The 21,611-nt window shown below is 48.6% G+C and carries 23 protein-coding genes and 1 pseudogene; 11 read left to right on the top strand and 13 right to left on the bottom strand.

The features are described 5' to 3' along the window. Nucleotides 1-2 precede the first annotated feature (2 nt). From SYN6312_RS20550 to SYN6312_RS08120, 5 genes are all read left to right on the top strand, one after another. Entirely contained in the window at nt 3-251 is a 249-nt protein-coding gene (locus SYN6312_RS20550) for a helicase HerA domain-containing protein (RefSeq protein ID WP_253276439.1), read from the top strand. 115 nt (nt 252-366) lie between these two features. Then, nucleotides 367-849: a type IV secretory system conjugative DNA transfer family protein gene (locus SYN6312_RS20545; protein WP_253276438.1), complete on the top strand. Its 483-nt coding sequence runs from the start codon at nt 367-369 to the stop codon at nt 847-849. A gap of 264 nt (nt 850-1,113) precedes the next feature. Then, on the top strand, nt 1,114-2,070 hold the full coding sequence (locus SYN6312_RS08130) for a hypothetical protein (protein WP_015124386.1): 957 nt from the start codon (nt 1,114-1,116) through the stop codon (nt 2,068-2,070). Next, the gene (locus tag SYN6312_RS08125) at nt 2,045-3,175 is read left to right on the top strand and encodes a hypothetical protein (protein WP_253276437.1); all 1,131 of its coding nucleotides are present in this window, start codon (nt 2,045-2,047) and stop codon (nt 3,173-3,175) included. Before SYN6312_RS08130 ends, SYN6312_RS08125 begins: the two co-directional genes overlap by 26 nt. Nucleotides 3,176-3,238: 63 nt before the next feature. After that, nucleotides 3,239-3,586 (top strand): hypothetical protein, encoded by a 348-nt coding sequence (locus SYN6312_RS08120; RefSeq protein ID WP_015124384.1) that lies wholly within the window; start codon nt 3,239-3,241, stop codon nt 3,584-3,586. A 250-nt stretch (nt 3,587-3,836) separates the two neighbouring features. Here SYN6312_RS08120 and SYN6312_RS20345 read toward each other — a convergent pair whose 3' ends face one another. The 3 genes from SYN6312_RS20345 to SYN6312_RS08110 all read right to left on the bottom strand — a co-directional run bounded on the left by SYN6312_RS20345 (nt 3,837) and on the right by SYN6312_RS08110 (nt 5,108). Next, complete coding sequence (locus SYN6312_RS20345; RefSeq protein ID WP_256377497.1) at nt 3,837-4,229, bottom strand: transposase family protein; 393 nt, start codon at nt 4,227-4,229, stop codon at nt 3,837-3,839. Between the two features lie 120 nt (nt 4,230-4,349). Then, nucleotides 4,350-4,748 (bottom strand): transposase family protein, encoded by a 399-nt coding sequence (locus SYN6312_RS20335; protein ID WP_071880526.1) that lies wholly within the window; start codon nt 4,746-4,748, stop codon nt 4,350-4,352. Nucleotides 4,749-4,862: 114 nt separating this feature from the next. Beyond that, nucleotides 4,863-5,108 (bottom strand): hypothetical protein, encoded by a 246-nt coding sequence (locus tag SYN6312_RS08110; protein ID WP_015124383.1) that lies wholly within the window; start codon nt 5,106-5,108, stop codon nt 4,863-4,865. Between the two features lie 145 nt (nt 5,109-5,253). Between SYN6312_RS08110 and SYN6312_RS08105 the strand changes: the two genes are divergently transcribed. The 4 genes from SYN6312_RS08105 to SYN6312_RS08090 all read left to right on the top strand — a co-directional run bounded on the left by SYN6312_RS08105 (nt 5,254) and on the right by SYN6312_RS08090 (nt 10,071). Next, entirely contained in the window at nt 5,254-5,526 is a 273-nt protein-coding gene (locus SYN6312_RS08105) for a YciI family protein (RefSeq protein ID WP_015124382.1), read from the top strand. Nucleotides 5,527-5,598: 72 nt separating this feature from the next. Then, complete coding sequence (locus tag SYN6312_RS08100) at nt 5,599-7,551, top strand: primary-amine oxidase (protein WP_015124381.1); 1,953 nt, start codon at nt 5,599-5,601, stop codon at nt 7,549-7,551. Nucleotides 7,552-7,697: 146 nt separating this feature from the next. After that, nucleotides 7,698-9,116 (top strand): LCP family protein, encoded by a 1,419-nt coding sequence (locus SYN6312_RS08095; protein ID WP_015124380.1) that lies wholly within the window; start codon nt 7,698-7,700, stop codon nt 9,114-9,116. Between the two features lie 115 nt (nt 9,117-9,231). Continuing rightward, nucleotides 9,232-10,071 (top strand): 2OG-Fe(II) oxygenase family protein, encoded by an 840-nt coding sequence (locus SYN6312_RS08090; RefSeq protein WP_015124379.1) that lies wholly within the window; start codon nt 9,232-9,234, stop codon nt 10,069-10,071. 288 nt (nt 10,072-10,359) lie between these two features. On the opposite strand, the gene SYN6312_RS20970 is transcribed toward SYN6312_RS08090, so the two are convergent. The 7 genes and pseudogenes from SYN6312_RS20970 to SYN6312_RS08060 all read right to left on the bottom strand — a co-directional run bounded on the left by SYN6312_RS20970 (nt 10,360) and on the right by SYN6312_RS08060 (nt 16,615). Beyond that, on the bottom strand, nt 10,360-10,740 hold the full coding sequence (locus SYN6312_RS20970) for a TOBE domain-containing protein (RefSeq protein ID WP_371257397.1): 381 nt from the start codon (nt 10,738-10,740) through the stop codon (nt 10,360-10,362). A 243-nt stretch (nt 10,741-10,983) separates the two neighbouring features. After that, a pseudogene (locus SYN6312_RS20965) lies at nt 10,984-11,589 on the bottom strand (ABC transporter ATP-binding protein); the annotation flags it as partial. 45 nt (nt 11,590-11,634) lie between these two features. Then, nucleotides 11,635-11,817, bottom strand: a complete 183-nt coding sequence (gene rpmF / locus SYN6312_RS08080; RefSeq protein WP_015124377.1) for a 50S ribosomal protein L32 — start codon at nt 11,815-11,817, stop codon at nt 11,635-11,637. Between the two features lie 108 nt (nt 11,818-11,925). Continuing rightward, nucleotides 11,926-12,609 (bottom strand): DUF3318 domain-containing protein, encoded by a 684-nt coding sequence (locus SYN6312_RS08075; RefSeq protein WP_015124376.1) that lies wholly within the window; start codon nt 12,607-12,609, stop codon nt 11,926-11,928. A gap of 101 nt (nt 12,610-12,710) precedes the next feature. After that, on the bottom strand, nt 12,711-14,525 hold the full coding sequence (locus SYN6312_RS08070; RefSeq protein ID WP_015124375.1) for a ribonuclease J: 1,815 nt from the start codon (nt 14,523-14,525) through the stop codon (nt 12,711-12,713). A gap of 123 nt (nt 14,526-14,648) precedes the next feature. Continuing rightward, entirely contained in the window at nt 14,649-15,533 is an 885-nt protein-coding gene (gene dapA / locus SYN6312_RS08065; protein ID WP_015124374.1) for a 4-hydroxy-tetrahydrodipicolinate synthase, read from the bottom strand. 188 nt (nt 15,534-15,721) lie between these two features. Continuing rightward, a complete protein-coding gene (locus SYN6312_RS08060; RefSeq protein WP_015124373.1) occupies nt 15,722-16,615 on the bottom strand; it encodes a ferritin-like domain-containing protein in 894 nt (297 codons plus the stop codon). 672 nt (nt 16,616-17,287) lie between these two features. Between SYN6312_RS08060 and SYN6312_RS08055 the strand changes: the two genes are divergently transcribed. Continuing rightward, nucleotides 17,288-18,703: a glycosyltransferase gene (locus SYN6312_RS08055; protein ID WP_015124372.1), complete on the top strand. Its 1,416-nt coding sequence runs from the start codon at nt 17,288-17,290 to the stop codon at nt 18,701-18,703. 6 nt (nt 18,704-18,709) lie between these two features. Here the strand turns inward: SYN6312_RS08055 and SYN6312_RS08050 are convergent, their stop codons facing one another. Both SYN6312_RS08050 and SYN6312_RS08045 read right to left on the bottom strand, forming a co-directional pair. After that, nucleotides 18,710-19,012 carry a DUF3181 family protein gene (locus SYN6312_RS08050; protein WP_015124371.1) on the bottom strand — a complete coding sequence of 101 codons (303 nt, stop codon included), beginning with the start codon at nt 19,010-19,012 and terminating at the stop codon, nt 18,710-18,712. 69 nt (nt 19,013-19,081) lie between these two features. After that, a complete protein-coding gene (locus SYN6312_RS08045; RefSeq protein ID WP_015124370.1) occupies nt 19,082-20,260 on the bottom strand; it encodes a ferrochelatase in 1,179 nt (392 codons plus the stop codon). A 181-nt stretch (nt 20,261-20,441) separates the two neighbouring features. Here SYN6312_RS08045 and SYN6312_RS08040 point away from each other — a divergent pair, with 181 nt between their 5' ends. Next, entirely contained in the window at nt 20,442-20,936 is a 495-nt protein-coding gene (locus tag SYN6312_RS08040) for a hypothetical protein (protein ID WP_015124369.1), read from the top strand. Nucleotides 20,937-21,025: 89 nt separating this feature from the next. On the opposite strand, the gene SYN6312_RS08035 is transcribed toward SYN6312_RS08040, so the two are convergent. Next, nucleotides 21,026-21,520 (bottom strand): MEKHLA domain-containing protein, encoded by a 495-nt coding sequence (locus SYN6312_RS08035; protein WP_015124368.1) that lies wholly within the window; start codon nt 21,518-21,520, stop codon nt 21,026-21,028. Nucleotides 21,521-21,611 lie beyond the last annotated feature (91 nt).

Below are 21,611 nucleotides of genomic sequence, written 5' to 3'. Positions count from 1 at the left end.
CCATGCCTCGTACTTTACCCAATGCCCGTTTAGTTCCACTACATCCCAAAGCATCAACAGTGAGAACAATGGATACCGATGGTATCCACTTGGGGACAAATACCCATTGGAACTATAAAGACTTACCCAATGGCCATGTGGCCATCATCGGAGCCAGTGGCAGTGGCAAAACCCAAACGCTGAAGGCAATCGCCTGGGAGCTGTGCAAAAAAGAGCAATGCCAAATCATATGGCGACCAGTCCCTGCCTAACGAGAAGCATATCCCGCTTCATGCCAATAGCGAATTTGGGATCAACCCGCTTACGCTCAACCTTGACCCGGAAGGAGGCGGGCCCAAAATTCAAGCCATCACCATCGGGCAGATTTTGAAACGAAATCTACAAATTGGCCCAAACCAAGAAGGTCTTATCTTAGATGTGGTCGGAGAGCTTTATACCAGATGGGGCATCAAGGGCATTGAAACCTGGCAAAATGAACCACCCAACTTTAGCCATGTCCAAACCGAACTAAACCAACGCTGCAAGAATGGGTGCAAAGAATCCCAAAAGTTAATACTGAAGTTGGCTGCAACCTTTACCTATGGCATCTTCAACCGGGCCAATATGCCCTTTGACCATCCCCTAATCCGGGTGGATATGCAGAAACTACCGCCAGAAATCGGAGCCATCGCTGCTGAAAGTTTGGCTAAGCAACTCATGGATAGCCATCGGCTCTATGGTGAAGCACCCAGCCCCAGAACCTTTATCTTCATTGATGAGGCAAAGGAACTGAGCAAGTCTCCCGCCCTGGATCGCATCGTCTGTGATGGTCGGAAGTACGGCCTTAACTTAGTCGTGGCCAGCCAGTAAGAACGTCACCTTAGCGCCGACGTTCTTAGTAACACGGCCACCAAAATTGTCCTGCCTGTAGATCAAGTCGAAGTTGAGAAAGTAGCCAAGAAGTTTAGATTTGCCCCTCAACGAGTCTCGGCACTGAAACCGCTGCAAGCTCTAATCCGCTTTGGGAATGATGCCAAGCAAACCGACATCATTCCCTACTTCAGCCGGATTAACCCCAACAACCTTCATGAGGTTGTCCCCCTAGACCCCTTATTAGCAATGGCAGAATGACCCATGCTTAGATTTATTGCTCGTATCACCCTCGGTCAAATTGTCAATGCTGTGATCGCCATTGGCGCAGTCGCTGGCACATCCTTTCTAATGAGCCATACCATTGTTATCCCCAATATCTCCATCGCTCAGTCCGCTGGGGATGATGACCCAGATGAGGGACAGCCAATCGAAGATGATAACTCACCCCCCGGAGAAACGGAACCACAGGGAACACGAAGCGATGACCCCAAACGGTTCAAAATCCAACTCTCGATCACTGACCCCACTGACTTAAAGGTTCGCCAGGGCGACACCGTCCAGAAAAATCAAGTCTTAGCTGACCGTGCCAAAGCCAGAGAAATGCTGACCTATCGCAAACAGCAACTCGCCGTACAAATTAACCGGATGCAAGCCCGACAGGTCAACCGCCCCCAACTGTCAACAATTCGGCAACTACCCGCCCCGGATTACTTAGCAGAGCAAGCGGATGTACAAAAAGCCCAACTAGACCTAAACCATGCTCAAGAAGCCCTCAGTCTTCATCAGCGGAAGATGGGTGTCCTTCAGACCATGGCCCAGGAAGTCCCCCCAGCAGTTATGGAACATGAGCAACGACAACTTGAGATGGCCAAGGAAGAAGTAAACAGGCGCATCGCCGCTGTCAGTATGGCCAACGCCAAGCTGGTCAGAGCGCAACAGCAGCGGCAATATACCGAATACCAGCACCAGTTAGAACTGGCCAAGCTCCAAGCCCAATCCCAACAATCCCAAATTGATGCAGACCGAGCCGTTCAGGAACAGACGTTCCAACTCGCCCAACTGCAAACCCAAGCAGACCAAATCGAAAGTCAATTACAAACCTTATCCACTGTCAGGAGTCCCTATGCAGGTAAAGTCGCTCGTATCCGCTGGCTTGAGCAGTCTGATACTAACCTCCGTGTTGAGCTTACCCTTGATCTCCAAGGCACAGCCCAGTAGTGAACCCACTGAAGATGATGCAGGAGGCGAAGCCGCCCCTGTACCCATCAATCCTGAGCCAGAGCAGGAAGCCCCAGCCACTACCAGCCCACAACCCATTAACATTCCAGTCCCAAGCAGTGTAAGGCCTAGCACAACTTCAACACCCGGAACAGGGAACACAACCAGACCAACGGTGGCGGCCCCTAGAACACCAACCGCTGCACCGCGACTACCTGAAAACCCATTTCAAGGTGGACAAACAGCCGCCAGCATGGAAGAAGTGCTTCGGTTTCAGTTCAATAACAATCTTTGGCAGGGCATACTCGGTGGACTTCCTTGCCTGGATAGTACCCAGGAATGTGTAAAACGGTTACAGGATTTGGCAGTCTCACGCTCTCCAATCCTGAAGGAAGTAGATGCCCGAATTGAAGAAGCCAATACTCGCATCCAAGAAGCACAAACCAATAACCAAAGACTCGTTAGCTTGGAGCTATTTACACCAGCACTGCAAAGCTATCTCAGTTTTGACGCTGGCCCAAGTGCCAGACTCGGCACCACCCAGGTCGTCACCGACCCCTTCACCGGACGACAAAGTACCATCACTACATCTGGGCCAACCGCTGAATCACCCTTTGATAAACTTGGCCGCCTGTTCACCGGGACGGGGCTTGCTGAAGCCCTCAGCTTAATTGGTGTCCCACTCATCAGTAACCTATTTGGTGGCTCACAAGCTGCTGCTACTCGCAGCCTCGCCATCAGCGACCTTCAGATTAAAGTAGCTGAACTCCAACGAAACCGAGCCGAACTGGCCGGTCGTATCCGAGATAAAGTAACTCTCGATGTTCTTGCCTTTGACCAGTACAAACGTGAGTTTCAAGCCACCCAGGAACTGGCCCGCCGTGAACTAACCCGACTCAAGCTCTACGAAGTTACCTATCGCTATGGCTCCGGTTCAACAGATCAGTATCTCAGTCGCATGAACCAGACCGACCAGTACACCAGCAATGCCTTCAAAGCCTGGGCTGCTATGCGAAAAAACTTAGAGCAAATCAAAATCCTAACCACTGGTGAAAACCAATTAAACCCAGATGCTCAACTACGACCCGCAGAAGAAGCACTATAAATGTTGTTCTATGGATAAAAAAGTCCTACGGGATAACGACCCCAAAAAGTAGGATAAAAATCCATGATTCAACCAACCCGTGAAAACTTTGAAACGGCAAGGAAAGGTCTGATTGCTGAGGGATACGAGCATATTTGCACCGTCATGAGTGGAGATAAAAACAAAGGCCTCAACTACGGGACGCGGTTCTTAAATCCAACCAGCCATGAAGTCCTCTGGCTGAATAAGGATACCCTTAGCTCCATCCTGTTCCAGTTAGCCAAAAGCAAGCTGGCCAAACACGGATATAAACTATGTCTGAATTACTCAGGCGAAAAGGGTGAGTACAACTCCATCTACACCCACGCGTCAAAGCAACCCGTCACACTCAACACCGAGTTGGTTGCATCTATCCTTTCCAATGACATTTAAGTATGTCTAATAAAACAACGTATAGGCACGGTATCGCGTGGGGAAACCCTTATACCTCCCCTCCCAATAATCTACCTAGAGTATTAGACATCTCCAAAAACCTGTAATCCATAATGGGTGACCGTTTAAGCTATATTTCAAGAATATTTAACGATGCTCAGAAACAAAGACTTACGGTGCTTTGCAGTCCCTATTACCAGTTCACTAACTTTAAATGTTGGTTATAAACCATAATACTTTTCTCATATGCTTAATGTTTAACTAATCTCAACTCTAAACAGCCCAATCGCAATCTCACTAGTCCACAAACAGTTAGAAAAATTGAATCATATCGAGATATTGGAAGTCGGAATCGCTCTTGCATAATCCTAAATATTTTCACAAAACGAATCAAATGTTCTACGATAATACGTCGTGCTGAAAACGATTTGTTATCTTCTTTCTCTTGACGCGTTAATTCTCCATTCTTAGGCTTTTTCGTTGGTGTTTTAATTTGTCTCTCTCCCACATAAGCTTTATCTCCCATAAAGAACTGCTCTAGGGTAAAGCGAGTTCGACTGTTTCGCCAGATACTAATATCACTTATCCGACCTGGCATCCCCACGACCACATCAATAATATCTAAAGTCACAGGACTTACAATTAACTGATTTTTTTAAAGTGAAATTCTTCCTTTTGCCAGAATATGTACGCTTCTGCTCCTGATAGCTCGAAGGTCGCTCTATGACTTGTTCTGTGCTATCTATCACTAACTCTTGATTGACTAATTTGGCCAGAGTTTCAGCCCCAGCCTCCGGGTACTTTTTACTTGTTCTAAAAGACTAGGTGATAGTCCTTCCTCCAGGAGTATTTGCCAATAGTTAAAGACATTATGAGCAGTGGACTCGCTGACGTGAAACATCAAACCAAGCAGTTGAAAAGTTAAATAATGTCTGAGATAGAGTAGCGTTAAGATAATTTGGTTTTCTAGGGTCAAGATAGGAGACTGACCACCGCCCGCTCGAATCACTCGTTTCTTCTGGTTCTCAATCTCCTCTTGTTTTATCTGATGCAATCTTTTACAATGTTCGATCAGCTCTTCTAGTTGCTCAAAGTTAACACCCATCAAGCGTTTACAGTCTTTTGGTTTCTGACAAATCAATTTGTAGATGTCATGACTCATATTAATTAGCTCTATTTTGGCTGTATATTCTTAATTTATACAGTGAAAATCTACCTCTAATTCTATCGTGGAGATATCTATAGTAAATATTAGTACGAATTATAAAAATTGTAATTAGGGTAAGCGATGCCGCGTTTCAAGGGTCACAACTTTGACATCTTGATTGATTTGATGAGTAGCTGCAAAAAGATTATTTTTATCGTTATTTTTTATTTTTCTGGAAATAGATATTGATTTTGGTTCGCGATTAATAATCACAACCTCATCTTGGAAGATACCAGTTATGTCAAAGATACGTGAAGCTCCTTCTAGAAAAGATGCCTGCCTATACTTGAGTTTTAATTTTTGTTTAATAGCCATAAAACGATAACTCCAAAGGGCTTTAAAAGATTATATCGCTCTTGGTTTGGCTTGGCCTGAGGCTGGAACCATAAACTTATCTTAGCCCTTATCACCAGGCCCGCGGTAAAATCTAAACACCTACAAGAAATTGAGACGCTGGGTTATGGCAAAGTTTGTGGCAATCGGTCATTACTGTGGGGATGTCCTAGAAAAACGCGCCCCCTATCGTGATGCTCACCTCGCTGGCCTGCAAGCCCAAAAAGAACAAGGCATCTTGATCACCATTGGCCCCACCAAAGACCTGACCCTGTTTGTAGCCATCTATGAAGCCGCATCCCAAAAGGTTGTCGAGGCTCTTGTCACGGGGGATCCCTATTGGCAAAACGGGATTTGGACTGATTACGAAATTAAAGAGTGGATCCAAGCCATCGGTTAAGGAAGCAGTCATCTCCTCAGATTTTTGCGTCAAGATAGGATCAGTCCTTCTTTTACTTTCTCGGCTTAAATCATGACTGCTACGGCCTGCCATTCTCCAAACGCCATGACCTTGGAATTTTCCCACCCCCTTGATCCCCTCTCCCTGTCAGAAGTAGCGGCAGCGGTGGCTATTGTTAAGTCAGAGAAACACTTAGGGCGGCATTATCGCTTTTCCACCGTCACCCTCCACGAACCAGACAAAGCGGTGGTTTACGGCTTCAAGCCCGGAGATGGGATTCTGCGCCAGGCCAAGATTGTCCTCTTAGATAATGACACTGGCAAAACCTATGAAGCCGTAGTGAATTTGAATCTGGGAACGGTCGGGGCCTGGACGGAAATTCCTGGAGCTACACCCCGGATCATGACCGATGAAGTGGTGGAAGCCGAGCAAGCGATTAAAGCCCATCCCGATTTCCAGGCCGCGGTGAAACGGCGGGGAATTAGCAACCTGAATTTAGTCATGATCGATCCCTGGGTGCCTGGCTATTTCGATATTCCCGAAGAGAAAGGAATTCGGTTAGCGCGGGCTATCGTTTGGCTGCGGATGAGTCCCCACGATAATGCCTATGCTCACCCCATTGAGGGCCTGGTTCCGGTGATTGATCTCAACAAAATGCAGGTGATCAAGATTGAAGATTACGGAGTGGTGCCAGTCCCGCCCACCGATGGCAATTATGCCGCCGAGTTTATTAAAAATCCTCGCACCGATATTAAACCCCTCCAGATTGTCCAACCTAATGGCCCCAGCTTTGAAGTTTTGGGACAGTTAATTAAATGGCAGAAGTGGCAAATACGAGTTGGCTTTACCCCGCGGGAGGGCCTCGTCCTCTACACAGTGGGCTATGAAGATCAAGGGCGCGTCCGGCCAATTATGTATCGAGCTTCAATGGCGGAAATGGTGGTTCCCTACGGTGATCCGCGCCCCCAACACGTTCGCAAAAATGCCTTTGATGTGGGTGAAATTGGCCTGGGTAGTTTAGCCAATTCCCTCAAACTCGGCTGTGATTGCTTGGGGGAAATCTACTACTTTGATGCAGTGGTCAATGACAGTCGGGGAGGCGCGGTGCTGATTGAAAACGCAATTTGCCTCCATGAAGAAGATTATGGCATTCTCTGGAAACACGTAGATTGGCGGTTAGAGGCTACAGAAGTGCGGCGGTCGCGGCGATTAGTCCTGTCGTTTATTGCTTCGATTGATAACTATGAGTATGGCTTTTTCTGGTATTTCTATCAGGATGGGACGATTCAGTATGAGGTGAAATTAACCGGAATCTTACTCTGTGCCGCAGTTGGAAATACACCGGATTATGGAACGCTAGTTGCACCCGAACTCAATGCCTTAAATCATCAACATTTCTTTTGTATGCGCTTGGATATGAGTATTGATGGTGAAGAAAATTCTGTCTTTGAGACCCACTCCGAAGCTGTTCCTCCAGGCCCCGATAATCCCCAAATGAATGCGTTTATCGCGAAGAAAACCTTACTGAAAACTGAACAGGAAGCCCAGCAGTTGGTGGATCCGTTTATTGCCCGCAGTTGGTTAATCACGAATCCTAACCTTAAGAACTATCTGGGACAGCCGGTGGCCTATAAACTCATTCCCAGTGAAACCTGTTTACCCTTTGCCAATGACCAGGCCTGGGTGATGAAACGGGCGGGATTTCTCAATACTCACTTTTGGGCAACACCCTATCATCCCGATGAAAATTTCCCGGCCGGTGATCATCCCAATCAACATCCCGGCGGTGAGGGCTTACAAAAATGGACACAGGCTAATCGCCCCATTGAAAACACTGATGTGGTGGTTTGGTACAACTTTGGCCATCATCACATTCCCCGCCCGGAAGATTGGCCGATTATGCCGACTGCCTATATTGGGTTTCATCTCAAACCCTTTGGCTTCTTTGACCGGAATCCTGCCCTTGATGTCCCCCCCAATTCCGCCATTAACCCTAGCTCTACTCCCACGGGCCATTGCCATTAACCCCCTCTAACTTGCCTCTTGCCATGTTCAAGGTAAGGGTCACTTCTAAAACTGGCCGTGATCCCGAGTCTTGCTCGGAAGCTCTGTGCTAGCCTGCATAAAATCATGATTTTCTTTAGGATTGGTTTCTCTTTTGTAGGTTGAGATTGTTTATCCGTTTCCGTCGTTCACCCAATCACTCTTCTACCAACCCTGTAAAAGTATCTCTTGCAGCAGTACCCAATGAGTTTCATCGGTTTTGGTGGTTAGCGGGTTGGTTGGGAGTTGGCTTAATATCAGCTACGTTGGGGGGCCTGGTAGCCGTTATTTCCCACAGCACACCCTTACAGCAAAAAGCCCTTAGTCCCACAGAAGCTGCGGTTTTCTCCCAGGCCCCTGGGAATACGTTGCAACTGGATCGTCCCCTAACTTTGATGGTGATCGGCACCAGTGTCTTAACTGCCGATGTAGATGCCCCGCCCCCCTCTGGCCTAACCTACCATGCCAATGTCAACTCCCTTGAGGGACTATCCGACACTCTCCTCCTCCTTAGATTTGATCCCCAAGAACAGCGATTGGTGATGCTCTCCATTCCCCGTGATACCCTGACATCTATTTCCGGTCGGGGCGATGCCAAAATCAATGAAGCCAATGCTTTGGGTGGCCCAGCCCTGACAGCGGCAACGGTGAGTCAACTGTTGGGTGGGGTGCAGATTGATCGCTACCTGAGAATTAATGTCCAAGGCGTAACCAAGCTGGTGGATGCCCTCGGTGGAGTGACATTTTATGTTTCCAAAGACATGAAATATCGAGATGACAGCCAACGCCTAAATATTGACCTGAAAGCTGGGAAGCAACATCTGGATGGTCAAAAAACCCATGATCTACTCCGATTTCGCTATGACGAGTTGGGGGATATTGGCCGGATTCAACGCCAACAAGCTGTAATTCGGGCCGCAGTTGAACAATCCCTGAAGCCAGAAACCCTGTCCCGGATTCCCCAAATTCTCAATGTTGTCCAGGAAAATCTCGATACCAATCTCAGTCTTCAGGAAATTGGCCAACTGGCAGGATTCATCAGCAACCTTCCCCGCTCCCAAATGCAAATGCTGATGCTCCCAGGTTACTTCAGCAACAATGGCCAAGACTCCAATACCCCCAGCTATTGGCTACCTCGCTATGGGGCAATTCAAGCCCTGGTCAATAGTCATTTCCGAGATCATCAGGATGAAACTCTGACAGAAACTCAACCCAGCCGGATCAGGATTGCCATTCAACCCTCTGGCTCCCTTGCAAATCAAGGCTCTTCCCCAGAGCCAGCATCTACCCATCCGACCCTCTCACAAACGATCAAAAAACTAGGGGAGGCTGGATATAGCAATGTCTATTTCGGCCAGGCCTGGGACGAACCCTTAGCCACAACCCGGATTATTGCCCAACAGGGAAATTTAGCTACAGCCCAGGCCATTCGGATTGCCCTTGGATTTGGGGAAGTGCGAGTTGAAAGTACGGGGGTTTTAGATTCTGATATCACCATTCAATTAGGCGCTGATGCCCAATCGCACCCTTCCCCGAACTATCCCTAAGGTTAGTTGGCCAAAATACAGAAAAATCTCCGGAAAAATATCAACCACAGCACTTTTCGAGATTAGGAGTGGGATTATGGTGATGTTTAACGGTTTTTAGGTGATGCACTCAATTATGTCTGGCTTAGTGCGGATTGATTACCAGGCCCCCACTGCGGCGGTAGAGTTTACAGCCTCTCTCCATGACATTGGTTTTGCAGTCTTGGAGTCTCCGCCGATTCCCGCCGGCCTGGTTGAACAGGTGTATGCTGATTGGCAGACTTTTTTCAGTTCTGATGAGAAATTTAACTACACCTTTGATCCGCAACGCCAACGGGGGTATTTCCCATTTCAGATGGAACGGGCCAAAAACCAAGCTCATCCTGACCTGAAAGAATTTTTCCATCTCTACGCACGGGAGGACTTACCACCAGGCCTGGGAGGAGCAACTTGGGTCTTATTCCAAACCCTAATCCGTATCGGTGCAGACTTATTAACCTGGCTAGAGGCCCATTGTCCCCCAGAGATCCAGGCCCGGTTTCAGCCATCCCTCGTCAAGATGACCCAAGACAGTCCCGAAACTCTTTTGCGAATTTTGCACTATCCCCCCCTACCCAAAACAGTCCCTGGAGGAGTTGTCCGCGCCGCGGCCCATGAAGATGTAAATTTGATTACCCTCTTACCAGCCGCAACTCAGGCAGGCCTGGAAGTTCAAGATCGTCACGGGGCCTGGTATCGAGTGCCAGCAGAAACTGGGGATTTGGTCGTCAATGTCGGGGATATGTTGCAGTTGGCCAGCCAGGGCTATTATTGCTCCACGACCCACCAAGTCGTAAACCCAGAAGATACCCTTGCAGGAGAGTCCCGCTTTTCTCTACCCCTATTTATTCATCCCCACCCCGATGTCCAACTAACTCCAGAGATCACGGCGCGAGCCTACCTACAACAACGCTTGCAAGAAATTGGCTTACTTTAAACAAGTCCAAAATTAACAATTTTTTACAAGAACGGCGGCGATGGCCAATTTAGCTAAATATTCATGCACCATAGCGTTACGCAGACTGGTCTGAGAAAATAGAAATTTTCAGAAGACTACCTATAAAGCATCGCCTGACTTGTCCCGATCTAGCTTTAAATGAGTAACACTCTAGTTAGCTTCTCGTGTTTTAACCGAATTTACTGACTCCCCAGGCCTGGAGAAAGAGATTTTTGATGGGTGAAGGGATTAACTTACATCCAATGTGTATTGATTCCCTGACGGTTACTAAAGTTCTGAACATAGCACCTGGCCAGTATTTGGATCAAACCAGTGGATCGCCGCTTCATCCAGTCTCAGCCACAGAGAATCGCCAACCTTCACCAACAGTTGGGCTGGAACTCGGACGCGCCAGGCCAAGGCCTCTTGAACAGACTGAATCTCCACGACTAGGGATGTTTCATGGCCGAGAGCTTCAACTAGGGCAACCACTCCCAGAAGATGACCGGGGCCGTCTGATGCCGGATAAAGATGTTCAGCCCGAATCCCTAAAGTTAAGGGTTTTCCTGGCCAGGCCTGCTTAATGTGCGCTTGTTTTTTTAAGGGCAAAGACCAATCCCCAACCACAAATTCTCCCTGATCATTCACCAGGCCTGTGACAAAATTCATCGGCGGAGAGCCAATAAACTCGGCCACAAACCGATTTGCAGGCCGTTGATAGAGGTCTAAGGGAGTTCCTAACTGTTGGATCTGGCCACCTTGTAGGACAACAATCCGGTCGCCCATGGTCATCGCTTCGGTTTGGTCATGGGTCACATAAACCGTTGTTACCCCCAGTTGCCGTTGGAGTTGGACAATTTGGGCCCGAGTTTCCGTTCGCAATTTTGCATCCAGATTAGACAGGGGTTCGTCCATCAAAAAGGCCTGGGGATTGCGAGCCATCGCCCGACCCAATGCGACCCGCTGCTTTTGTCCTCCAGAAAGTTGTTTGGGATAGCGGTTGAGGAGGGGTTCAATTTGCAGCATTGTCGCCACAGCGTTAACCCGCTGTTGAATAGCTAATTCGCGAGGATCTCGGTAACGAAGGGGTTTCGGCAGCCATCCAGTCAACTTTTGTAAGCCACTGGCCAAGGGAAGCGGTAACGTTAGAAAACCAGGCCGGGTAGGGGTTGGCATATCTGGAGCGACACTTCGCCGTAAACCAAAGGCTAGGTTATCCGCCACTGTTAAATGGGGATAAAGGGCATAGCTTTGAAAAACCATGGCAATGTCCCGAGCTTTGGGGGGCAGGTTATTGACACAGCGATCTCCAACCCAAATCTTTCCCGCGGACGGCTCCTCCAGGCCAGCAATCAGCCTCAATAATGTGCTTTTCCCACAACCAGAGGGGCCGACCAGGACAATAAACTCCTGATCTTGAATATTAAGGTTAATATCTGTCAGGACTGAAATGGGTAGATGCCCTGAGCCAGCCCCGCCATAGGACTTGGACAACTGCTCTAGAACAACTTCAGCCACAAATTCCAGGCCAATTCCAACGGGTTAAAGGACAATTCCAGCAAACTAGGACTCAGACTCCTCATCTGCATCGTCTTGTTCTGGGAAGTAGAAGCCCTTAGCCCGCTCCGTCAGAATAGATTTACCAATGGACAAAGCCCGGTCAGCTTGCAGACTTGCTTTCCGTTTCCAGTTGGATCGGCGGATATCCCGCTTTGATTTGGAGGTTTTCTTCTTCGGACAGGCCATGATACCGCTCTCGTTGGGATCTATAGGGTTAAGATGCAGTCCCTTATCTTAGCAGGTTCATCCCCAGAAGGCCTAGGGGCAGTCCCTAACGCAGGAGAGAAGACAAACCTATTCCACGGTTCGCGGAGTTTTGGGTGGCATCGCTCCCATCGGCCGTTCATCAGCCACAACGGTTTGATTGCGAGCCTTAGCTTTGGCAGCACTTTGTTTGAGGGCCTGGAGGCGAGCTTCATAGCGTTTCCGTTGGCGGCGGGCGGGGGTTTGCTCGATCAGGACTTTTAGGGCACTACCCAGGCTTTTGTAGGCATTAGGTAAGGTATAACCAAACCGCACCGCTAAGCCAATGGCTTTTTCATCGGCCTCAATGGCCTGGCGGAGAAGCTTATCCCCATTATTTTTCTGATAAAGCCGATAGCCGGAAAAGCCACAGAGGCCCAAGGCTAGCATCAATAATAAGCCATCCTGAACCCACAACTCACCCACGGCCCCGCCCAAGCCAATGGCTAACGCCGCCATTTCCCAGCCATCCTTAGGAATCGTATCGGCCTGGATCCGGGCCACTTCATGCCAGAAGAGTAAATTTCGCTGATCTTTGGCTAACTGATCCCAACGAGCTAGATCCACCTGGATTTCAACTTCATCTTTGCCAATTTCTTCAGAAACCAACAATGGCGGGTTAGCCCCACTGGCCGGCTCAAGCATCACCCAGCTTTGGAGTTCTGGGGGTAATAAAGATTTTAGCCGCCGTAATTCAGCGAGATCAGCACGGCCGGGAGGGGGCATGGCAGCCATAGTTACACCTTTGTAAAATCAATCCTCAAAATTAACAAAGTAGAGCAAAAATACCAGTCTTGATATCTAGTTGTACCCATTAAAGCGAATTGTGGAGCATCTTAGGAGGCCAAGGTTGCTGTCCGCCGCCGCCGCAGTGAACTATTGGGGGTGGGTGAACTGGCACCATTGGCCTGGGGTTTGCTATTGACCGGATGCCCACTAGTCGCTTGAGTATCCCCTTTGACCGCAATCGGTTGGATCAACAGCAACAGGCCAGCATTGCCTTGGAGTTCTCGGCGCAACAGCCGCACTAGTTCCCGTTCTAGGTGGTTTTTTAGGCCAATCCAGTCAATATCTTGGTTGCCATTGCGGGCGTAATCTGACCAGCGATCTCGTAAGCAAGATTCTAAAGTGGCCCGAACCCAGGCCTGCCAAGCACTATGCTCAATCGGAGTCACGACACCCCGTAAATGAACATCCGGGTCGGCCTGGAGTTGCCCATTGGTTCCCACCGCTGCTGCGACTGTAATAATCCCATCTTCCGCGAGTTGTTGCCGCTCTTGAAGGACATGGGCCTTGACGATGCCACCCCGATCCATCAATTCAATTCCGGCTGGAACTTTATCAATGACACGGAGGGATTTTTCAGTCAGTTCCACTACATCGCCATTGTCAATAATCACCATATTATCCGCCGGAATCCCCATACTTTGCGCTGTTTGACTGTGGCGGATCAGCATCCGGTGTTCCCCATGCACAGGCAGGAAAAACTTGGGACGGGTGAGGGCAATCATCATTTTTTGGTCTTCTTGACAGCCGTGGCCAGACACATGAATACCTTGCTCGCGACCGTAAATGACTTTGGCTCCCTGCATCATCAATCGATCCACCATGTTAACGACGGCAATGGTATTTCCAGGGATTGGATGTGCCGAGAGAATAACTGTATCAGTGGGGCGAATTTTAACTTTGTGATGCTCGCCTTTAGATATCCGAGTTAAGCCCGACATCGGCTCGCCTTGGGATCCGGTCGTCAGAATCATCACCTTGTTATCGGGATACTTGTGAATGACATGGAGCGGCTCAAATAGCTTATCGGGGCATTTAATATAGCCGAGGTTCCGAGCATGGGCAATCACATTGAGCATCGAGCGACCCACCACCGAGACCACCCGCCCATATTTCTCGGCTAACTCCAGAGCCATATTTAAGCGATGCACCGAAGAGGCAAAGGTGGTGAAGATAATCCGGCCCTGGGCCTGCATAAAAATTCGCTCTAAATTCGGAAAAACGGAGCGTTCGGAGGGGGTATAGCCGGGAACTTCGGAGTTGGTGGAGTCACTGATCAGACACAAGACCCCTTTTTCACCATGTTCCGCCAAACGTTGAAAATCGAAATACTCGCCATCTACGGGGGTATGGTCAATCTTGAAGTCACCGGTGTGAATCACAACCCCCAAGGGAGTATGAATCGCCACAGAGCAACTATCGGCAATGGAGTGGGTATTACGGATGTATTCAACTAGAAAGTTTTTACCTAAGCGAACCATATCGCGAGGGCGGACACTCCGTAACTCGGTTTTATCCAATACTCCGGCTTCTTCTAACTTCCCTTGAAGTAAAGCCATCGCCAAACGGGGACCGTAAATCACCGGGATATCAAACTGCTTCAGATGGAAGGCAATCCCACCAATATGATCCTCGTGACCGTGGGTGACAATCATTCCTTTGATTTTGTGGCGATTGTTGCGCAGGTAGGTCATATCCGGCAGGACAATATTCACCCCGTGCATCCCGTCGGTAGGAAAAGCTAACCCGGCATCGAGGAGAATAATTTCGTCCTCATATTCAAACACACAGGTATTTTTGCCGATTTCATGCAGGCCACCCAGGGGAATAATTTTCAGGGCGGGGGTTGTACCAGATTGGGTCATAGGTCTCCTTAAAGAGGTGGATTAAATAAACAAGAAAAAACTTTTAATTTTTAGGAATCTAGGCAGTCTCCGGCCTGATCCGTCCGGCCCAGTGTTGTTAAAAGAACATTTTCTAGACAGGGACTAGAGAAGTTGCAAGGAGGTCAGCACAGAGTGGAGAGATTGACGCAACGATTCAGAGGCTGGGGTGAGGGGTAAGCGGGGGGCTCCAACCGGCCAACCTTGAAGTTCTAATGCAGCTTTGACGGGAATCGGATTTGTGGTCACAAATAACACTTTGAAGAGGTCTAAAAGCTGTAAGTGTAGGGTGGCGGCGGTCTCAACCTGGCCTTGAACGAAAGCCTGCACCATTTGTTGCAACGATTCTCCTACCAGATGACTAGCAACACTGACTACACCATAGCCGCCAATGGCCAAAAGGGGCAAGGTGAGGGAATCATCACCGGAATAAATCCTAAAGGGCGGGGGCAGGTGCCGGCGAATTTGGCTGGCCTGGTCTAGGTTCCCACTCGCTTCTTTGATAGCGACAATATTCTCTAATTCAGCCAAGCGAATCACCGTTTCAGGGAGCAGGTTTTGACCTGTACGGCCAGGAATGTTGTAGAGCATCAACGGAAAACCTGGCACGGCCTCGGCGATGGCCTTAAAGTGAGTATATAAACTCTCTTGAGGAGGTTTATTATAGTAGGGGACTACCAATAAGGCCCCATCCAGGCCCAGTGCCGCGGCTTTGGAGGTGGCAGAAATAGCCTCCTTAGTACAGTTTGAACCCGTACCGGCCAAAATCTTAGCTTTTTTGCCCACTGCGGCCTGAACGGTTTGGAACAGCTTAAATTCTTCATCCCAGGTTAGGGTAGGAGATTCTCCAGTTGTGCCACAAATGACCAGGCCATCAGAGCCATGTTCAACTAAGTAAGTCGCCAATTCTCCTGCCAAGTCGTAATTAACCCCGCCCTCTGGCGTAAACGGTGTAATCATGGCAGTAATGACGCGCCCGAAGTCAGTCACGGGGTAACCCTCTGATCATGGTGCAGGAGTACCAAATCTAAACCAGAGCCTAAAGCCAAGAAACTACCATTTACGGGCAAGATAAACCAAACTCCATACAGGGGGATAACTTGATTTTAGAGTCTTGGGGCGGGTTGCGGTAGATACTAGGGGGTATCGGAATTGAATTTCTCTAAATAGATATCCCCCTAATCAGCAACTTTAGCTGGAACCTTCGGAGGCTTACTCCCTTGGATGCCATTTAAAAACATGGGGACAAATCGATCCATAAACGCCTGAGGATTCCGTTGCCAGGCCCGCTGGGCCGCATGAAAGCGACTGAACTGTAAATCTGGGGCCAAAAGACTTTTTGGGAGCCGTTCTGCGAGATAGGAAACCCGATTAAGCATGGGCATTGTTTCGGCAATATCGAGGAGATTTCCAACTCGGCGTAATTCAGCCCCCAAAGTAATATCCAGGCCAGACTCAAAGGCCGCTTGCTCGATTGCGGCATAGCGACGCTTGGCCAGTTCGACTTTTTGGCAGTTTTCGGGACTTTTGCGGGCTAATTGAGCTAACCAACGATTGCCCCAGCGCACATGGCCGACTTCTTCTGGGAGAATTTTCCCAATCACCCCAGCAATGGCCTGGTTTTCGGGAGTTTGCGGGGCCTTTTTCAGAGCGTACAGATGACCCGAAAAATACTCACAGCCCCGTTTTTCCGTGACGTTGATCGCCGCCAGAGTATTGATTAAAAATTCATCACTGCCGGGCTTATGCTCATCTAAAAGCCGTTCAAATTCTTCGATGTAGGAAACGCCGGGGGGAGTATTGACCTCAGTTCCCATGTCCACCAACAAATCCGTTAGCCACATGGCATGACGCGCTTCATCAGCAATGTGACGGGATAGGTCTTTAATCAGTTCAGGGGGCTGTCCGTTCAGTTGCTCAATTAAATTAGTCAGGTCTTTGCAACTGCGCTGTTCACTGTAGCGATAGCGGTTCAGGGTAATGAGATGAATCTCCCGATCTAAAACCACTTGCTGGAGGATATCACGGGCAGAGTAGGTATTGAGTAACTTTTTGGGGTAAGCAACCGTCATAGGGCTGAAGTCTTATTGCGTTTTATTAAGTGCCTTCATATGGTAACGCAACTTCCTAGAACCATCCAGATTAAGAGTTGACAGGCCTGGGGAAAAGTGTACTCGAACAAGAACAGGGATATTTACCTCTGGATAATTTCTAGATTTGGACTAAACCCCTAGTCTTCAGCCATTAGCTCATAGGGTGTCAGCACCGTCATTTGCCGGATGTAGCCAGGCATACTTTTGATTACCAAGTTTCGGTATTTCAACGGATATGACTGGTGCTCCTATAAGCGGCGGTGAACAAAGATCAGGAGGATGACAACCTAGTGGTTGATTACCCACAGAGGTAATTGATATTAATTTTTCGGCAGCAATATCCCTGGGGCTTTGATATCGAAATGACTATAACCAGAAAAAGAGTGTTCCAAACAAGACATACAACGCAGCAAAAAATAAATATTACGACAGATAACCTTGATTCTTATATATAAGAATATATCTTGAGAAAATTATTCATATAGCCTCAAGTTCAGGCAGTAGCTGTGCTTATTTGTGATTGTATTGTACTCAAAATCAGTCTAATTATTTTCAATCTTAAAGTAAATTTTGAATAGATAATTTATTGAGTAAGATAATACTCTTCATCCTTTTTGATAAATCTCTGTAGGAGTTTGATTTTCTCGGGACATGAATCTTTCCACAATACCTTCTCTATCAAAAAGCCATTCACCAGAACAGTTATCCCGCTGGCGGCGGCGGAATCGTTACTATCACCAGGATATTGAACGGCTGTGTCGATTTTATGTGTCGCCGGGGGCCAGTGTCCTAGAAGTGGGGGTGGGTCTTGGTCATCTCTTAGGGGCTGTGCAACCCGGCCAGGGAACAGGCATTGATCTCAACCCCCAGGCCATTGAAGCGGCCCAAAACCGGTTTCCGGAACTAGATCTGTTTGTTGGTAATGGGGAGGAAAGCTTACCTAAAGGAGAATTTGATTACATTCTTTTAGCGAATACGGCGAGTCAGTTTACGAATATCCAAAAAGCTTTTCAAAATCTACTCCAGGTCGCGACCCCAAAAACCCGGATTATTTTGATTTATCACAACCCGGCCTGGGAATTGATTTTACGAGTTGCAACTTTGATTGGTCAGCGGATGCCGATGCCCCCCCTCAACTGGCTGAATCGGGAAGATTTAACCAATCTAATGAACTTGGCCGGTTTGGATGTGGTGGCAACGGGCAAACGACTGCTCATCCCCAAGTGGATTCCCCTCCTGAGTGGCCTGGTGAATCGTTACATTGCCCCTCTCCCCTGGATTAATTCTCTTTGCTTGACCGAATACCTAATTGCCCGCCCCCAGGCCAACCCGACCCAACCCCAACATCACACCTGCTCCGTCATTATTCCTGCCCGAAATGAAGCTGGTAATATCGAAAGCTGTGTCACGCGAATGCCCAGGCTGGGGACACATACGGAAATTATTTTCATTGAAGGCCACTCCAGCGACAACACTTGGTCAGAAATTCAACGGGTTCAGGCTGAGTATGGCCAGGCCTGGGATATTAAAATTGCCCAGCAAACGGGGAAAGGGAAAGGGGATGCGGTGCGCTTGGGGTTTGATATGGCCAGTGGGGATGTTTTGATGATTTTGGATGCAGATTTAACCGTCCAACCGGAAGATTTAGTCCAGTTCTATGATGCTGTGGCCAGTGGACGCTGTGAGATGGCTAATGGCTGTCGGCTCATTTATCCGGTCAGTTCAGCCGCAATGCCTTGGCTCAATCGGATGGCCAATCGGTTTTTTGCTTGGTTATTGTCCTATTTGTTGAACACCCGGATTAAAGATTCCCTCTGCGGAACCAAGGTGATTTCGCGGAAAAACTATCAACGTTTGGCGGCAAATCGGGTTTATTTTGGAGACTTTGATCCCTTTGGAGATTTTGACTTACTCTTTGGGGCGGCAAAACTAGGCTTAAAAATTCAAGATATTCCCGTCCGCTACTTTCCTCGCAGCTATGGCAGTTCCAATATTCAACACGTTAAAGAGGGCCTGGTTCTCCTCAAAATGTGTCTCTACGCGGCTCAGAAAATTAAGTTTGCTTAGTGGTCCTTAGAGTTCCTGCTGCCAATTTTGCAAAATTTCTAAAAGCCGGGCCTGGGCCGAAGTGGGAATCAGGACGCTTAAGGGTAACTCGGCCTGCCCATCCCCCAATTTCACCAGAATTTTCCCTAGAACAGTTTTAACATCCGTAGCTTGGAGTTGTTTCCCGCTGAGATGGGGATAAAATTCATTGGCCAACCTGGTGTGGAGATGGGCTTCAGCCAAGTACAAATGCCAGCGGGCGATGTCGATGTAAACCTCCTGACCAATTTCCGCCGCTAGTTTTTCGAGGAGTTCGGTTGTCTGACTCATGGTTTTGCCCCCATTGGTTTACCTTGACCATTATCCCAGGCCCGCTACTCCCACTGGTTGAGCCTGATCCTAATGGTGATGGTGGTGGTGATGGCCGTTGGGGCTGCTGCCAGAGTTAGTTAACGTTACTGGAGGTTCAGGGGTAGTCAGAGCAGCAATATGAGGTTTGGCCCAGGCCGCGACCATGTCCAAAAACTCTGACATTGCGTTAACACAGGGCATTTGGTCATAGCTAACATCAGGATAGTGTTTTTCCAGGCCATGGATAATGTGATGCACATCCAACAGGGTTTCGTGGTTTTCGGTGGCAAAGCCAATGGGCATAAACAGAATGACCTTCGCGCCCAGTTGAATTAAATTTTTGCTGGCCTGGGTGACATCGGGCTGTGTCCATTCAATCAGCGGCGTATCGTGGTTGAGCCAACCCACAGAAATGAGCGGATACCGATAAATCAACTCTTCCCGCACAGACTCATAGAGGGCCTGACTTTCACTAATTCCAGAGGTAAATCCTTTCGCTTTATGGGGACAGCCATGATTCATCAGGACAATCCCGATTTGGCTGGGGGCATAGGTTTTAAGCCACTGGGATTGAATTTGGGTTTCGACAATTTGGGCGAGAAGCTGAATGTAGTCCGGGCGATTAAAAAAGGAGGGAATATACCGGGTTTGGGGCAACCAGGCCGGCTGATCGGCGGCGGTTAGTTCGGCATTGATCTCACTGATGGCGGCATTCACCTGCTCAACGGCAATCCCACTGGTAAAAATTGAATCCACGACCAAAAGGGGATAAATCAGCAAGCGGTCAAACCCCTGGGCCTGGATTTCGGTGAGTACCTGTTTGGGTAAATAGGGCGCGCAAAAATTAAAGGCCTTAAAAACGGTGACTTGCTCTCCCCAATGGGCCTGTAACTGGGCTTCAATCCCGGCCCGCTGATCTTCAAAGATTTTGTTGTGAGGTGAAATAAAATCGTGATGCTGATGTCCCCATTCATGGCGATCAAAAAGGGCTAATAGTCGCGCCAAGGGGGGATAAACCCAGGCCGGCACTGGGGCAAACTTGGCCGTGAGCAGATTCAGAGCTTGTTCGTTGTAATTGGCAAAATCTTCATAACTCTCAACTTCCCCATAGCCCATTAACAATACCGCCACCCGCTGCTCTTTCGCCCCAGATAATTCTTTTGCTGAATTTAATTCTATTGCTGTAACGGACGGAGAGATAACATTAGCCTCTGAAAGGACAACCATGCCCACAACCTGAAACGCTGCCCCCTAGCCTAACATCCCCCCCGAGAGGATAGGGGCAGGAGTCACAAATCTCTACAGGCTGCAACTCAATGAGATGGATTTCGTCTGTAGATTGGTTAACGGAATCAGGCTCCCTTAGAATAGGCCCTGTGAGAATGCTTGGGTGAGGAGATTAAACCAAATGTTCAATGTGATGTTCAGTCAGCAGTTACCGGCCTGGCAGGCTTCTCTGGGTTTAGCAAGTTTGGCCTGGGGATTATCGGGGATTGTTTTCCCTGTAGCCGCGACTCCAATTCATTCGCCTAATACTGAATCATGGCAACTCGCCCAGGCCCAGCCAGTCCCACCGCAACAACTCCAGGCCAATGCCGAAGCCTTTGTGGATGCCCTCTTTACCCAAAAATATGACCAGGCCTGGCAATATCTTGCTCCCCAAACCCAAGCCGAAAACCCACCAGCTATTCTGCAAAGGAAACGGGAAATTTTCGTCAAGCGCACCGGAGACTTCCGCCAACGGCTTTCATCGCGGGTAGATGGAGCCATCATCGTGATCAAAGTTGAGTTTAGTAAACTGACCGATGACCTGATCGTGATTATGGAACCGGACGGAAAAGTGCTGGGTGTAGATTTTCCCGCTGCCCCTAATGATGCCTCGGCCCAACCCCCAAGTCAGTAGTGAGGAAAAAGGCGCAAGCAAAGAAGATATCGGCAAGAGAGCAGGGACAACATCATTTCTTTCAAGCCCCATTTCTCACTTCTAAATCCTCATTTCTCCCCCAAATAGTCCCACTGGTCAAACGTTGCGGCTTGGCCGATGGTCTGGTTTTGATCATTTTGGACTGTCCAGATTGTGGCATTGCGAATTTCAAACCGTTTACCAGTCCGACTCATCCGAATCCCCCGATAGTGTTCAATCACCCCTTGTTGGGCGGCCCGTTGGAGAAGGGTGGCGCGCTCGGACTGGGCTGGGGTTTCCGCACTGAGGCGGGATGGCATTTGAATCAGTTCGTCCCAAGCTAGTTCCCAAAGCTTAAGGCTGGCCTGGTTGCCATAGTTAAAAATTGGGTCGGGTTGCCCGTCGTGGGACAAAATCGGATTGGGATACTCAAAGAGGGCAGTCGTTCTCTCAATGGGTGATAAAGTTTCCCAGGAGTTGGATAAATTTGGGATTAACCAACGACTTGTCCAATGATGAAAACTTTGCCAAAGAAACTGGGCGTGTTGTTGATACGCAGGAGTTTGCCAGGGAGAAATGTTCACAACGGTCTTTTAAATTTTTATTGCCCTTAACATAATCCCTAGTTCGATATCCCCTTGACCAGGCCTGGGGCATAGATTAAGCGAAATCAAG

Source organism: Synechococcus sp. PCC 6312 (genome assembly GCF_000316685.1).
In the GTDB taxonomy this organism is placed as follows: domain Bacteria; phylum Cyanobacteriota; class Cyanobacteriia; order Thermosynechococcales; family Thermosynechococcaceae; genus Pseudocalidococcus.
This window is presented reverse-complemented; position numbering and strand designations above follow the sequence as displayed.